This is a genomic window from Nocardioides sp. DN36 (genome assembly GCF_055380375.1).
The window spans coordinates 1,683,852-1,698,628 of sequence record NZ_AP043823.1 but is presented as its reverse complement, the minus strand read 5'-3'; the positions used below and the strand labels follow the sequence as shown (position 1 = coordinate 1,698,628).

General features: G+C 73.1%; 13 protein-coding genes. 10 read left to right on the top strand and 3 right to left on the bottom strand.

Annotation, left to right across the window (positions count from 1 at the left end; genetic code table 11):
• The first annotated feature begins 1 nt into the window (after position 1).
• Genes ACZ43H_RS09115 through ACZ43H_RS09080 form a run of 8 tightly spaced genes read left to right on the top strand, consistent with a single transcriptional unit; the run spans position 2 to position 9,266 of the window.
• Positions 2 to 1,807 (top strand): ABC transporter substrate-binding protein, encoded by a 1,806-nt coding sequence (locus ACZ43H_RS09115; protein WP_464589544.1) that lies wholly within the window; start codon positions 2 to 4, stop codon positions 1,805 to 1,807.
• Entirely contained in the window at positions 1,804 to 2,841 is a 1,038-nt protein-coding gene (locus ACZ43H_RS09110) for an ABC transporter permease (RefSeq protein WP_464589542.1), read from the top strand. The genes ACZ43H_RS09115 and ACZ43H_RS09110 overlap by 4 nt, the downstream gene beginning before the upstream one ends.
• Positions 2,838 to 3,803 (top strand): ABC transporter permease, encoded by a 966-nt coding sequence (locus ACZ43H_RS09105; protein WP_464589540.1) that lies wholly within the window; start codon positions 2,838 to 2,840, stop codon positions 3,801 to 3,803. The genes ACZ43H_RS09110 and ACZ43H_RS09105 overlap by 4 nt, the downstream gene beginning before the upstream one ends.
• A complete protein-coding gene (locus ACZ43H_RS09100) occupies positions 3,800 to 4,771 on the top strand; it encodes an ABC transporter ATP-binding protein (RefSeq protein ID WP_464589538.1) in 972 nt (323 codons plus the stop codon). Before ACZ43H_RS09105 ends, ACZ43H_RS09100 begins: the two co-directional genes overlap by 4 nt.
• Complete coding sequence (locus ACZ43H_RS09095) at positions 4,768 to 5,808, top strand: ABC transporter ATP-binding protein (protein ID WP_464589537.1); 1,041 nt, start codon at positions 4,768 to 4,770, stop codon at positions 5,806 to 5,808. The genes ACZ43H_RS09100 and ACZ43H_RS09095 overlap by 4 nt, the downstream gene beginning before the upstream one ends.
• On the top strand, positions 5,805 to 6,914 hold the full coding sequence (locus ACZ43H_RS09090; protein WP_464589536.1) for an aromatic ring-hydroxylating oxygenase subunit alpha: 1,110 nt from the start codon (positions 5,805 to 5,807) through the stop codon (positions 6,912 to 6,914). Before ACZ43H_RS09095 ends, ACZ43H_RS09090 begins: the two co-directional genes overlap by 4 nt.
• Complete coding sequence (solA, locus tag ACZ43H_RS09085; protein WP_464589534.1) at positions 6,907 to 8,067, top strand: N-methyl-L-tryptophan oxidase; 1,161 nt, start codon at positions 6,907 to 6,909, stop codon at positions 8,065 to 8,067. The genes ACZ43H_RS09090 and solA overlap by 8 nt, the downstream gene beginning before the upstream one ends.
• Positions 8,068 to 8,087: 20 nt before the next feature.
• Entirely contained in the window at positions 8,088 to 9,266 is a 1,179-nt protein-coding gene (locus ACZ43H_RS09080; RefSeq protein WP_464589532.1) for an aromatic ring-hydroxylating oxygenase subunit alpha, read from the top strand.
• Here the strand turns inward: ACZ43H_RS09080 and ACZ43H_RS09075 are convergent.
• On the bottom strand, positions 9,263 to 9,862 hold the full coding sequence (locus ACZ43H_RS09075) for a hypothetical protein (protein WP_464589531.1): 600 nt from the start codon (positions 9,860 to 9,862) through the stop codon (positions 9,263 to 9,265). The genes ACZ43H_RS09080 and ACZ43H_RS09075 overlap by 4 nt on opposite strands.
• A gap of 107 nt (positions 9,863 to 9,969) precedes the next feature.
• Here ACZ43H_RS09075 and ACZ43H_RS09070 point away from each other — a divergent pair, with 107 nt between their 5' ends.
• A complete protein-coding gene (locus tag ACZ43H_RS09070; protein ID WP_464589529.1) occupies positions 9,970 to 10,626 on the top strand; it encodes an SDR family oxidoreductase in 657 nt (218 codons plus the stop codon).
• Here ACZ43H_RS09070 and ACZ43H_RS09065 read toward each other — a convergent pair.
• Together ACZ43H_RS09065 and ACZ43H_RS09060 are read right to left on the bottom strand one after the other, a co-directional pair.
• Complete coding sequence (locus ACZ43H_RS09065) at positions 10,614 to 12,554, bottom strand: CocE/NonD family hydrolase (RefSeq protein WP_464589527.1); 1,941 nt, start codon at positions 12,552 to 12,554, stop codon at positions 10,614 to 10,616. The two genes, ACZ43H_RS09070 and ACZ43H_RS09065, sit on opposite strands and share 13 nt — an antisense overlap.
• Positions 12,551 to 13,627 carry a P1 family peptidase gene (locus ACZ43H_RS09060; protein ID WP_464589525.1) on the bottom strand — a complete coding sequence of 359 codons (1,077 nt, stop codon included), beginning with the start codon at positions 13,625 to 13,627 and terminating at the stop codon, positions 12,551 to 12,553. The genes ACZ43H_RS09065 and ACZ43H_RS09060 overlap by 4 nt, the downstream gene beginning before the upstream one ends.
• Positions 13,628 to 13,675: 48 nt before the next feature.
• Here ACZ43H_RS09060 and ACZ43H_RS09055 point away from each other — a divergent pair, with 48 nt between their 5' ends.
• A complete protein-coding gene (locus ACZ43H_RS09055; protein ID WP_464589523.1) occupies positions 13,676 to 14,746 on the top strand; it encodes a histone deacetylase family protein in 1,071 nt (356 codons plus the stop codon).
• Positions 14,747 to 14,777: the final 31 nt, after the last annotated feature.

Genomic DNA, 14,777 nt, shown 5'->3' with positions numbered 1-14,777 from the left:
TATGGCGATCGGGGGCGGCGCGGCGGCTCCGGCGGCGGCGGCCGACAAGACGACCTTCACGCTCGGAATCCTCAGCGAAGTCGACTCGTTCAACCCCTTCCTGGGTGTCCAGGCGGAGGCCTACGAGGCGTGGGCGCTGAACTACGACTTCCTCATCGGCTACTCGATGAAGGACATCTCGCCCGAGCCCGAGCTGGCGACGAAGTGGTCCCACTCCGACGACGGCCTGACCTGGACCCTCACCATCCGCGAGGGCGTGAAGTGGTCCGACGGCGAGCCCCTGACGGCGAAGGACGTCGCGTTCACGTTGAGCCGGATCATCGACGACGGTGGTCCCTGGGCCATCGCCTACGGCCCCTACCTCAAGGGCGCGACCTCGGCGACCGCGCCGGACGACACCCACGTCGTGCTCAAGCTGAGCCAGCCGATCGCCTCGCTCCCGCTGCTCCCCATCCCGATCGTGCCCGAGCACATCTGGAAGGACGTCAAGGTCGACGACCTCAAGAGCTACGCGGCGGAGCCGGAGAACGGCCAGCCCGTGGTCGGCTCGGGACCGTTCACGCTCGTCGAGGGCACGGCGGGTGGCTCGACGTACCGCTTCGAGAGGAACCCCTACTACTGGGGCCCGAAACCCCACATCGACGAGGTCGTGATGCGGGTCTACAAGAGTGCGGACCCGATGGTCCAGGCGCTGAAGAAGGGGGAGATCGACTTCGCCGAGGACATCTCCCCCCTGCAGGTCAAGTCGCTCCAGGGGGAGCCGGGGATCACGGCGCACTTCGGCAACGGGGTCTACTTCGACGAGATCGCGTTCAACACCGGCGCCGTCGACCCCGAGACCGGCCAGCCGAAGGGGGACGGCAACCCGGTCCTGAAGGACCCGAAGTTCCGGCACGCGCTCGGCTACGCGCTGGACAACCAGCTGATCGCGGACAAGGTGTTCCAGGGCGCCGCGGAGCCCGGTCAGACGATCATTCCGCCGTCGTACTCCGGGTGGCGGTGGGAGCCGAGCGCGGACCAGGAGTTCACCTTCGACCTGGACGAGGCCGCCCAACTGCTCGACGAGGCCGGCTACAAGAAGGGCTCCGACGGGCTGCGGACGATGCCCGACGGCAGCCCGATCGGCACCTTGCGCCTCGCGGCTCGCAGCGACGCGACGTCGGACACCTCGCTCAACACCATGGACTACTTCAAGGAGTGGCTCGACGAGCTCGGCATCAAGGCCGAGGTGGTCCCGTACACCTCCGGCCGGCTCACCGAGGTGATCCTCGACGGCAACTACGACGCCTTCGAGTGGGGCTGGTACGTCGAGGCCGATCCCGACGGCGTGCTCAGCTACTTCACCTGCGGCGCGCGCGGCGGCAACTCCGACTCGTGGTACTGCGACAAGAAGTACGACCGGATGTACGAGAAGCAGCACGTGGAGACGGACCACGACAAGCGTGTGGCCCTGGTGCAGAAGATGCAGGAGATGGTCTTCGAGGAGTCGCCGTACCTGGTCACCGTCTACCCCCAGACCGGCGAGGCGGTTCGCAGCGACCGGTTCGCGTGCTTCCAGCCGCAGCCCGACCCGGGCGGCGTCTGGCTGATCCAGTACGGCGGGCACAACTACACGTCGATGCGCCCGGCGGATCAGGCCGGTGACTGCGACGGGGTGACGAGTGCCATCGGGGCGACGGCGCCGGCCGAGAGCAGCAGCTCCAACACGATGTTCTGGGCGGTGACCGGCGGAGCTGTGGTCGTCCTTGCCGTGGCCGGTGCCGTCGTGCTCGTTCGACGCCGCGCGACGGTCGGCGAGCGCGAATGAGCCTCGCCACCGCGACCGAGAGCAGCGTCCTCCCGAGGCCGCGCGCGAGGCACCACGGGTACGGCAGGTACGTCCTCACGAAGGTCCTCGGCGCGATCGGGAGCCTCTGCTTCATGCTGGTGCTCAACTTCTTCCTCTTCCGCGTGATCCCGGGCGACCCTGCACGCACCTTGGGCCGCGGACGGTTCACGAACCAGGAGCAGATCGCGGAGTTCAACCGGACCTACGGGCTGGACGAGTCGCTGCCCCAGCAGTTCCTGACCTACCTGACCAACCTGGCGCACGGTCAGCTGGGCATCTCGCTGAAGTACCGGGCTCCTGTCTCGGAGCTGATCGTCGACCGGATGTGGCCGACCATCCTGCTGGTCGGCACCTCCACGATCCTGGCCACCCTGATCGGCGTCTGGCTGGGCATCCGGGGCGCGTGGAAGCGCGGCAGCATGTTCGACCGGGCCTCCACCGGCACCTCCCTGACGCTCTACTCGATGCCCGAGTGGTGGCTGGGACTGCTGCTCATCGCGGTCTTCGCGGTCGGGTGGGGCCCCATCCCGGGCATCTTCCCGACCGGCGGGCTGCACTCGGTCGACGCCGACCCCTCGAGCCTGTCGGGGGTGCTCGACACTGCCTGGCACCTCACGCTGCCCGTGATCACGCTGACCCTGGCCTACCTCGCAGACTACTCGCTGATCATGCGCAGCTCGATGCTCGACGAGCTGGGCGAGGACTACCTCACCACCGCCCGGGCCAAGGGGCTGCGCGACATCGTGGTCCGCAACCGGCACGCCGTCCCCAACGCGCTGCTGCCCACGACGACCGTCATCGCCATCAGCATGGGCTACATCGTGGCCGGGGCGATCACCATCGAGACCGTCTTCTCCATCCCAGGCCTCGGCCTCCTCGGCGTCGACGCGCTCGAGGTCCCCGACCTCTGGCTGCTGCAGGGCGTCTTCCTGGTCGTGTCGGCCGGCGTCATCCTGGCCAACCTGGCCGCGAACCTGCTCTACGGGGTCCTCGACCCGCGGGTGCGCACATGACGGCGGCAGACGGCACCACCGCAGGCCCGGTCCTGTCGGCCCGCCAGGTGGCCCGCCGGCGGCGACGGGCCTCCTTCGCGCGCGGCTGGCGTCTCTTCTGCCGCAACCGCTCCGGGCTGGCCGGGCTGGTGATCCTGGTGGTCTTCGTCGCGCTCGCCCTGGCCGCGCCGCTGCTGGCCTCGTCCGAGGGCCTCCAGGTGACCAAGGCGACCGGCGGTGTGCTGGAGCCACCGTCCTCGGAGTACTGGCTCGGCACCGACGACCAGGGCCGCTCGGTGCTGACCCTGCTGCTGTGGGGCGCGCGGATCTCGCTCCTCGTCGGGCTGGCCGCGACCCTGATCTCGATGGTGATCGGGACGCTGGTCGGGCTGACGTCGGGCTACTTCGGCGGCTTCGTCGGGTCCGCCCTGTTCCGGGTCACCGAGTGGTTCCTGGCGATCCCGTTCCTGCCGCTGGCGATCGTGCTGGCAACGGTGTTGGGCGCTTCGTTGTCCAACATCGTGTTCGTCATCGGGATCACCTCCTGGCCCAGCACGGCCCTGCTGATCCGGGCCCAGACGCTGTCGATCAAGGAGCGGCCCTACATCGAGCGGGCCCGCGTCCTGGGCGCCGGACGCTGGCACCAGATGAGCCGGCACGTGCTGCCCAACGTGATGCCGATGGTCTTCGCGAACACCACGCTCACGGTGGCGATCGCGATCCTGACCGAGACCACGCTGAGCTTCCTCGGGCTCGGCGACCCCACCCGGGTGTCGTGGGGGTCGATGCTGGACGACGCCTTCGCGGTCGGCGCGATCACCACCGGCGCCTGGTGGTTCATCGTGCCCCCCGGGATCTGCGTGGTGCTCGTCGTCCTCTCGTTCACGCTCATCGGCCAGGCGCTCGAAGAAGTCTTCAACCCGCGGCTGCGCGGAGGCCGGGCGATGCAGATCGCCGGCGGAGCCGGCGGAGGCGGCATGTGAACGGCCTGCTCAGCATGCGCGAGGTCTCGGTCACCTACCGCACCGAGACCGGTGACGTCCCCGCCGTCCGCGACGTCGACCTCGAGCTGGCGAGCGGCGAGATCGTCGGCATCGCGGGGGAGTCGGGCTGCGGCAAGTCGACCCTGGCCAGCACGATCCTGCGGCTGCAACCGCAGAGCGCGAAGGTCACCGGCGAGGTGCTCTTCGAGGGCCGGGACGTGCTCACCATGGGCTGGGGCGACCTGAGAGCCCTGCGCTGGGCGGGCGCGTCCATGGTCTTCCAAGGGGCGCTGCACTCGCTCAACCCGGTCCGCCGGGTCGGGGACCAGATCGCCGAGCCGATCCAGGTACACACCCCCGACGTCCCCGACAAGCAGGTGAAGGCACGGGTCGGCGAGCTGCTCGAGCAGGTCGGCCTGCCGGCTGCCCGTGCCCGGGCCTACCCTCACCAGCTGTCCGGGGGGCAGCGCCAGCGGGTCATGATCGCCATGGCGCTGGCCTGCCGGCCCCGGCTGATCGTCGCCGACGAGCCGACCACCGCCCTCGACGTGATGGTCCAGGCGCAGGTGCTGGGCGTGCTCTCGGCGCTGGTGCACGAGCTCGGGGTCGGCATGCTCATGATCAGCCACGACCTGTCGGTCCTCGCCGACCTGTGCGACCGGATCGTGGTGATGTACGGGGGCCGCGTGGTCGAGACCGGTCCTTCCAAGCTGGTCTTCAGCGAGGCCCTGCACCCGTACGCCGGCGCGCTGTCCGCGGCGTTCCCCCGTGTGGGCGATCCCGCGGCGCGGTTCGCGCCCTCCGGCCTCCCGGGGGATCCCCCCGACCCCGCGGAGCTGCCGCCCGGCTGCGCGTTCGCACCCCGGTGCCCGCGGGTCATCGAGGACTGCACCCGGGCCGTGCCCGCGCTGCGGTCGTTCGGCGACGACAGGTCGGCGGCGTGCATCCGGGTGGAGGAGGCGTCATGACAGGTCCGCTGCTGGAGGCCCGGGGGGTCAACGTCGAGTTCGTCACCCGCGGCGGCAACGTCGCCCGGGCCCTCGACGGCGTGGACCTGCGGGTCGGCGCCGGCGAGGTCGTCGCCCTGGTGGGGGAGTCCGGCTCGGGCAAGACCACGGTGGCCCGCACCCTGCTCGGCCTCGAGCGCCCGGCCTCCGGGCAGGTCGTCCTCGACGGTGAGCCGCTGACGTACTCCACCCGGAGGCTGCGCGGGCTGCGCCGCCGGGTGCAGATGGTGCTGCAGGACCCTGCCGGCGCGCTCAACCCACGCCAGACGGTCTACGAGTCGGTCGCGGAGGGTCTGCGCCTGCACGGGATCGTTGCGAGCGACCCGGAAGGGCACACCGAGGCCGAGCTCGTGGCGGCGGCGATGGCCTCGGCCGGGCTGCGACCCCCCGAGGCGCTGTTCCTGCGCTACCCGCACGAGCTCTCCGGCGGGCAGCGGCAGCGGGTCCTGATCGCGGGCGCCCTGGCCGTCGGGCCGGAGCTGCTGGTGGCCGACGAGCCGGTCTCGAGCCTGGACGCCTCGATCCGCGGTGAGATCCTCGCGCTGCTGCTCCGGCTGCGCGAGGAGCTCGGGCTGGGCGTGCTCGTGGTCACCCACGACCTCGGCCTGGCGTGGAACATCGCCGACCGGATCGCGGTGATGTACCTCGGCCGGATCGTCGAGTCCGGCCCGACCGAGGAGGTCCTGCAGGCGCCGCAGCACCCCTACACGCAGGCGCTGCTCTCGGTGGTCCCGGAGATGGAGGAGCTTCGCCCGGTGGTGCTCACCGGCGAGATCCCCGACCCGACCCGGATCCCGGGGGGCTGCCGGTTCCACCCGCGCTGTCCCGCGCTGCAGGACGGGACGGCCGCCGCCGAAGGCGTCGAGGACAGCTGCCGCGAGCAGCCGTTGGAGATCCTCCCCGCCGACCCGGCCGGGCACCACGTCGCCTGCCACCTCGCCCGGCTCCGCGCGTCCACCGGGCCGCGGACCGCCCCGGAGAGCCGGAGCCTGGCGTGAGCGCGCTGCAGGCCGCCCTGCCACGGGAGATGTACGTCGACCCGGCGGCCTGGCTGCGCGAGCGGGACCGGGTGCTCCACGGCGAGTGGTTCTGCGTCGGGCGCACCGGTGACCTCGGGCTGGTCGAGGGCGGCCGGGTGGCGGTCGTCGACGTGGCTGGGGAGTCGGTTCTGGTCACCCGCGACGAGGGCGGCGCCCTGCACGCGGCGTACAACGTCTGCCGACACCGCGGGTCGCAGCTGGTCCCGACCCAGCCCGGTGCGCCACCCGCCTGCGCGGCGGTCGGCGCGCTGCGCTGCCCCTACCACTCCTGGACCTACTCGCTGGCCGGCGAGCTGCTCCGCTCGCCGCACGCCGACGACGTCGACCCGGCGGACTTCTCGCTGCACCCGGTGGGCGTCGAGGAGTGGGAGGGCTTCGTGCTGGTGCACCTCACCCCGGCCGCGGCCGGGCCGGTCGGGGACGTGCTGGGCAAGGCGTCGGCCACTCTGCGCAACTACGCGATGGGCGACCTCGTGACCGGGCTGACGCTGACCTACGAGGTGGCCGCCAACTACAAGGTCGTCGCCGAGAACTACAACGAGTGCTACCACTGCGGGCCGGTGCACCCCGAGCTCACCCGGCTGGTGCCGGCGTTCGGTGGCGGCGGCGCCGGACTGGAGTGGGACGACGGCATCCCGCACCGCGAGGGCGCCTGGACGTTCACGACGACCGGCACCACGAGCCGGGCGCCGCTGCCCGGGCTCTCCGAGGCCGAGCGCACCCGCCACAAGGGCGAGCTGGTCCACCCGAACCTGATGCTCTCCTGCTCGGCCGACCACGTCGCGGCCTTCGTGCTGCTCCCTCAGGACGTGGCACGCACGCGCATCGACTGCCACCTGCTCTTCGCGCGCGAGGCCGTCGAGGACCCGGCGTTCGACCCGTCCGACGCCGCGGACCTGTGGGACCTGGTGAACCGGCAGGACTGGGCGATCTGCGAGTCGGTGCAGCGCGGCATGTCCTCGCGTGCCTACACCCACGGCTGGTTCGCGCCGATGGAGGACGACAGCGCCGACATCCGGCGCTGGCTGCTGCCCCGCCTGGATCCGGGGCACCACGATGGCTGAGACCTTCGACCGCGTCGTCGTCGGTCTCGGCGCGCTGGGCAGCGCGACCGCCCACCAGCTCGCGCGCCGCGGGCACAGCGTCCTCGGGCTGGAGCGCTTCGAGCTCGGGCACGACCGCGGGGCGAGCCACGACACGAGCCGGATCCTGCGGCACAGCTACCACACCGAGGAATACGTCCGGCTCACGCACGAGGCGTACGACGACTGGGCGCGGCTCGAGCGCGACAGCGGCGAGCGGCTGGTCACCGTCGTCGGCGGCCTCGACCTCTTCCCGCCCGAACCCGCGATCCCGATGGCCGACTACGTCGACAGCCTGACCGCCGCCGGTGTCGGCTTCGAGCTGCTCGACGTCGCCGGTGTCGCCGAGCGCTGGCCGCAGTTCTCGCTGCCCGACGGGACGGTCGGGCTCTTCCAGGAGCGGTCGGCAATCGTGCCGGCCGGCCGGGGCACGCGGGTGATGCAGCAGCTGGCGGTCCGGCAGGGCGCCGTGCTGCGCGACCGGTCCCCGGTCGAGGAGGTCCGCGACCTCGGACCCGCCGGCATCGAGGTGACCGCGGGCGGGGCGGCGTACCGGTGCCGGAGCGTCGTGGTCTGCGCCGATGCCTGGACCAACCGGGTGCTCGCCGGGCTCGGGCACCGGGTGCCGCTGACGGTGACGCTCGAGCAGGCGACCTACTTCGCCCCGCAGCGGCCGGTGCTGTTCGACCCCGGGCGGCTGCCGCTGTGGATCTGGATGGACGAGCCGTCGTTCTACGGCTTCCCCTGCTACGGCGAGCCGACGGTCAAGGCGGCCCAGGACTGCGGCGGACCACCGGTGGACCCGGACGCCCGCGGCGCCGAGGTCGACGAGGAGATGCTGAGGCTCCTGTCCGACCATGTGCACCGGATCCTGCCCGGCGCAGGGCGGCCGGTTCGCTCGCTGCGCTGCCAGTACACCCTCACGCCCGACCGGGACTTCGTGCTCGACCGGGTGCCCGGGCACCCTGCGGTCGTCGTGGGCCTGGGGGCCGCGCACGGGTTCAAGTTCTCGCCGACCTTCGGGCGGCTGCTCGCCGACCTGGCGACGCGGGAGCGCGACACCGTGTCGCCGACCTTCGCGCTGGACCGGCCGGCGCTCACCGACCCCGACCACGCGGCACACTGGCTGGTGTGACCCGGCGTGAGGAGGACGCGATGACCGGAGACCTGGCCCGCCTGCAGGACGAGGTCCGCGCGCGCGGTGGCGCGGTCCCGTCGATGCTGCCGGCGGCGGCGTACACCTCCTCCGAGGTGCTCGCCTTCGAGCGACGCCACCTCTTCGCCGGCACCTGGACCTGCCTCGGACGACTCGACGAGCTGCTCCCCGCGTACCTCGAGGGCAGGCCCGCGACCCAGCGGGCGGTGATGGTCGGTGACGTGTCGGCGCTGCTGACCCTGGACGGCGACCGCCTGCGGATGTTCGCCAACACCTGCCGCCACCGGGCCCACGAGCTGCTGCCCGACGGCGACGCGTCGGGGCGCCACTCGATGGTCTGCCCGTACCACGCGTGGTCCTACGACCTGGCCGGCGACCTGGTGGCGGCGCCCGGCTACCGGGACGAGCCGGGCTTCGAGCCGTCGGCGTACTCGCTGGTCGAGCTGCCGGTGGAGACCTGGTGCGGCTGGGTCTTCGGGCACGCGCTGCACCCGCTCGGCCATCCCGACGTGGTCCCCTTCGCCGAGCACCTCGGTGAGCTCGCCGGTGTCGTCGAGCCCTACCGGGCCGGGGACCTGCGGCTGGCCGACCGGCACACCTACGAGATCGCCGCGAACTGGAAGATCGTCGCGGAGAACTACCACGAGTGCTACCACTGCCCGCTGATCCATCCCGAGCTGTGCCAGGTCACGCCGCCCACGTCGGGCGACAACTACGACCTGCCCGGCGCGTGGGTGGGCGGCTCGATGGTGCTCCGCGACGGCATGGCCACGATGTCGCTGACGGGGGAGTCGGACGGCAACCCGATCCCGGGTGTCTCGCCGACCACCGTGGAGTACCTCCACCTGCTGCCCAACCTGCTGGTCTCCGCCCACCCCGACTACGTGATGGCCCACCGGCTGGTCCCGCTCGCCCCTGACCGCACCTGGATCGAGTGCTCGTGGTTCCTGCTGCCGTCGGCCGACGGCACGCTGCCCGACCCGGCGTACGCCGTGGAGTTCTGGGACATCACCAACCGGCAGGACTGGGCGGCGTGCGAGTCCGTCCAGCGTGGGCTGGCGTCCCCGCACTTCGCGCCCGGCCCGCTCGCCCCGGCCGAGGACGCGGTCGAGCGGTTCGTCCGGCTGGTCTCGCGGGCGTACGTCGGACTGCCGGTGCACGCGGACTCCGTCGCCTAGCGCGGACCCGATCGGGTGGTGAAGGGGCGGGCCGGCGTCCGGAACTTGCGAGTCCACACCCTCCCGGTCCAGACCTGGAGCTGGCCCGTCCGCTCGGGTGAGGGGTACAGGCCCGGTGGGTCGACGCCGCGGTCCGGCGCCGAGCGCACCCCGCCCCTGCCGTCGAGCACCCAGACGCCGCGGAAGTCCCACGGCTCCGCGTAGTTGACGCCCCGGCGACGGGTGTTGACTCCCCACAAGGCCCCGACGGTCAGTGGCAACGTGGTGTGGCCGGCGGCCAGCTCGTCCAGGAAGATGTCGGCCACGCGCGCCCGTGGTCGCAGGACGAGCAGCACGAACACCACCACGGCGCCGACCACGAGCAGGGCCGGTCCGGCGACCGGCTGCCACCGGTCGATCGGTCCGACGACCAGGGACGCGAGCAGGAGCCACGCGACGGCACCCACGGGGATCGTCGCCAGCCAGGTGACGAAGGCCCGCCGCGCCGTGCGCGGGAGCGGTGACGGCGGGGTCTCGGGCACCCGGGGCAGCAGGCCCAGGGCCCGCGCTGCGACGTAGCCGTCGACCTGACGTGGGTGGGGAGGTGGACCCGGCACAGGACCCCCTTCGGACGCGCGGCCGGGCCCCGGCCCGGTGAGCAGCCGTATCGTAAGCGCGCGGTCGTTCCGGCGCAGGCGATCTGCGGGGGATCTAGGGTGGCGACATGAGCAGCCCCGTGGTCGTCGTGGTCGGAGCCGGTCCCGGTGTCAGCGGGTCGGTGGCGCGCCGCTTCGCCCGCGAGGGGCACGACGTCGGGCTGCTCGGCATCGACGAGGCGCAGCTCGAAGAGCTGGCGGGCATGCTGCGCGACGGCGGCGTGGAGGTCGAGGTCGTGGTCGCCGACATCACCGACGTCGAGGCGTGCACCGCCGCGGTGACGCGGCTGGGCGAGCACTTCGGCCGGATCGACGTGCTCCACTTCAACCCGAGCGCCTTCCGTGAGAAGGACCCGCTGCACCTCACCGTGGCCGAGCTGCTCGAGGACGTCGCCCTCGGCGTCGGCGCGCTGCTGACCTCGGTGCAGGCCGCGCGCCCGTTCCTGCAGGCGGGCGGCCGGGTGACGGTCACCGGCAGCATGGCCGCCGACAAGCCGTGGAACCGGGCCGCGTCGCTGGGCGTGCAGAAGGCCGGGGTCCGCAACCTGGTGCGCAGCCTCGACACCACGCTCGAGCCCGACGGCATCCGCGCGGTCACCGTCACCGTCCGCGGCACCCTGTCCCGCGAGGGCGCATTCACCCCCGACCGGGTCGCGGACGCGCTCTACGACGCCGCCAACCAGGACGGGGAGTTCTGGGCGGTCGAGGTGCCCTACGAGGGCTGAGCCCGGATCCACCGCCGAGCGGGGACGTGCTCGCGCCAGGTGCGGTGCGAGACCGGCTCGCCGTCGAGCCGCGCCCAGGTCTCGATGACGACGTCGAGCCCGTCACCGGTGACCGCCACGTCCATCACCGAGCGCACGTGCACGGTGCTGCCCGGCCAGGTGAGCTCGAACGTGGTCTGGGCGTGGGCGCCCTGCGCGAAGGAGCGCCGGTCGACCACGACCTCGCCGAAGTAGTCCTCGCGTGCGCGGCCGTCGTACGGCGTGTCGTACTCCGACACCACGCGGGTCCGTGCGCTGGTGGTGCGGCGCAGCACGTCGTCGCGGATCTCCCAGGTGACGTCGTCCGCGCTCTCCGAGGAGTGCTCGGCCCCGGGGGTGAACGCGGGCGCCGGATGGTCGCCGACGAGCAGCGGCAGCTCCAGCGAGCCGCCGTGGACGGTCAGCGTCACGGGAGCCGGGGGAGCGACGGTGTTCGGCCAGTCGGAGCCCGCCACGCTGACCCGCAGCCGGTTGCCGGGGGACCAGGTGTAGGCGCAGGCGTCGAGGTCGAGGACGACGTCGTACTCCTCGCCCGGCACCAGTGGAGCGGGAGTCCCGTGCACGCCGTCGCGGAACGCGAGGTCGAGCGTCCCCCGCGCCACCAGCGCCGAGGTCCCGTCGGGAAAGACGTCGCAGAGCTTGACCGACAGCGACGCCGCGGGCGCGTCGGCGCTGACCCGGACCCGCACGCGCGGTTGGCCGAGGACGACGCCGTCGGGCGGGTCGGTGTCCCACGTCAGGGAGCGGACGTCGTCGGTGCGCTGGTCGGTCGAGAGCCCCCACGGCAGGTGGCCGGCGCAGTCGATCCAGGCGGCGGTGCCGACGTCGGGCAGGACCGGCAGCGTCCGTGGGCCGTCGAGCGGCACCCGGTGCGGTCGGGTCGGCGGCACCGACGGCAGCCGCAGCCAGTGCCCCTCGTGCAGGTCGAGGTCGGGCTCGGGCCGGGTGGAGGACCGCACGAAGACGTCGCAGTGGGAGTCGAAGGCAGCGGGCTCACGCAGCCACTGGTCGAACCAGCCGGCCATCTCGGTGTCGAGGTCGATCCGCGGGCCCGGCATCGCGTGGGTCGGGTCGGCGTGCGCCCACGGGCCGGCGAGCAGCCGGTGCGGGACGCCCTGCTCGGCGAGCGCCGCGACCGTGCGGAAGGAGTTGTTGCGGTAGCCGTCGGCCCAGCCCGCCACCAGCATCGTCGGGCAGCCGATCCGCTCGTAGCCCGAGCCGTCGGCGCCCAGCCGCACCGACCCGCCGCGCCAGTAGTCTCCGTGCGCGTCCTCGCGCAGCCAGGTCAGCACCCACGGCTCGTTGGTCGCGAGCCGTCGCTCCCACTCCGCTCGCCAGGTCTCCCCCCACACGGCCGGCACCGGCGGCAGCACGCACATCGGCGTCATGTAGTGGCAGTAGTCCACGAGGTCGACCAGCCGCAGCGCGCCACCACGCCAGTGCACGTCGTCGGTCCAGCGGTCGTCGCTGGAGTAGATCGCGCACACCGCCTTCAGGGCCGGTGGCCGCTCGCACGCCAGCTGCAGCGAGTTGAAGCCGGAGTACGACGTGCCGAACATGCCGACCCCTCCGTCGCACCACTCCTGCGCCGCCAGCCAGGCGATCACCTCGACGAGGTCGCGCTGCTCCTCGGGCGGGTACTCGTCCGTCGCGTCTCCCGACGACGAGCCGGTGCCGCGCACGTCCACGCGGCACACGGCGTACCCGAACCGGTCGCGCAGCACCTCGTAGCCGGTGGCGTACGACGACGTCAGGTCGTCCTTGCGGTAGGGCAGGGCCTCGAGCAGGCACGGCTGCGGTCCGGTGGAAGGGTCGGGGAGGAACAGCGTGGCGGCCAGCTCGACCCCGTTGCCGACGGGGATCCGGACCTCGCGCTGGGTGCCGGTCATGCGCGTACGTCGTCCAGCAGCGCGAGGACTTCCGAAGAGTGCAGGGACTCGCTCGTGTTGCCGTCGCGACCCGTCGTGGTCGGTGCGGTGAGCATCGAGTTGAGGACGGCCTCCTCGGCCGCCTCCACCACGGCCGCGAAGAGCGGGTCGAGGGCGCGTCCGGCGAGAGCGATGCGGTCGGGGGTGCCGTCGCGGTCCAGGCGCAGGCCGGTGCCGAAGCCCAGGAAGATCTCGCCGCTGCCGTGGTGGGCGACCGAGCCGGTGCGGGCCAGTCCGAGCCCGATGCGCCGGGCCAGGCGCGCGCAGGAGGCGCCGTCGACGGGGGCGTCGGTGACGACCAGGCCAAGGCAGGAGCCGGCGGGTGAGTCAGGGCCGGGGGCGGTCGCCGGCGGCAGCAGCCGGCCGACGGGCACCCCGGCCACGACGACCTGGTCGCGGGTGCCGAAGTTGGTGAGCAGCAGGACGCCGACGGTGTGTCCCTGTGGCGTCACCCGGGACGCGGTGCCGATGCCGCCCTTGAAGCCGAAGCAGGACATGCCGGTGCCGGCACCGACCGCACCCTCCTCCGGCGGTACGCCGGTGCCCCGGCTCGCCAGCGCGGCCGCCCGCGCGGCGCGGACGTCGTCGGCGATGACCTGCATACGGCGGCAGTCGTTGAGGTGGGAGTCGTCGCACTCCCCGACGATCGGGATCACCACGTCGTCGGCGACCTCGGCGTGCTGCTCGAGGGCGATCTCGCACGCCGCGTCGTAGACCCGTCCGAGCTGCATCGTCGAGGTCAGGTAGACCGGCGTCTCGGCCGAGCCCCACTCGGCAGCGGTCAGGAAGCCCGTGCACTCCCCGGCCCCGTTGAGGACGGCGCCGCCGGCCGGGACCGGGCGGTGGTAGGCGTCCTCGGCCAGCACCACGCAGGTGACCCCGGTGCGCGCGACGCCGCGGCCCTGCGGGGGTGCGGGCTCGTCGCGGTGCACGGTCGCGTGGCCCACGCCGACGCCGGCCACGTCGAGCACGGAGTTCGTCGGGCCGGTCGGCAGGCCCCCGGTCCGGAGGCCGAGGTCACGGGCGCGCGGCATGGGCCCATCCTGCCCGAGGCAGGCCCGCCGCGGTGCGATGCTGGCCCGGTGACTTCCGCTCCCGCGCGGGTCCCCGTGGTCTGGTCCGCGGACACCCGCCTCCACGACCCCCGGCACGAGATCTGGGTGGGCGCTGCCACCCCCGCGGTCGAGACGGCGGAGCGGGTCGACGCGATCCTCGCGGCGCTCGACGGTCACCCGCTCCACGAGGCCACCGGCCACGGGGGCGAGGTGCTCGGGACCGTGCACGACGCCGGGCTGCTGGCGTGGCTCTCCGGCGCAGCGGACGCCTGGTCGACGGGCCCCTACGCCGAGCTCGTCGGCCAGGAGCGGGTGGTGCCCTACTTCTTCCCCACGGCCGGGCTGCTCGCCGGCATGGCGCCCACCGCGCCGGTCGCGCTGCACGCGCAGGCCGGGCAGTGGTGCTACGACACGATGACCCTGGTCGGGCCGGGCACCTGGCCGGCCGCGCGGGCCGCCGTCGACTGCGCCCTCACCGCCGTCGACCTGGTCGCGGCGGGGGAGCGCACGGCGTACGCACTCTGTCGACCGCCGGGCCACCACGCGACGCCCGCGGCGTACGGCGGCTCGTGCTACCTCAACAACGCGGCGGTCGCGGCCGAGGCGCTGCGCCGGGTCGGCCACGACCGGGTCGCCGTGGTCGACGTCGACGCCCACCACGGCAACGGGACGCAGGCGATCTTCTGGACCCGGTCCGACGTGCTCTACGGGTCGGTGCACGTGGATCCGGGAGCGGGGTGGTTCCCCCACCTGTTCGGGCACGCGCACGAGACCGGCGCGGGGGAGGGGGCCGGCGCGAACCGCAACCTCCCGCTGCCCGAGGGCACCGGCGACGACCGTTGGCTGGAGGCCGTCGCCGGGCTGGCCGGCTGGGTCGCGGCGTCCGGCGCCAGGGCGCTCGTGGTCTCGCTCGGCGTCGACGCCGCCGCCGACGACCCGGAGAGCCCGCTGCTGGTGACCGCCGACGGCTACCGCGGCGCGGGTGCGGCGCTCGGTGGGCTCGGGCTGCCGACGGTCGTGGTGCAGGAGGGCGGCTACCACCTGCCGAGCCTGGGCGGCCTGGTCGAGGCGTACCTGCACGGGCACGCGTCCGCCTGATCCGGACGAGGCGCTCATAGGTCGAACAGGT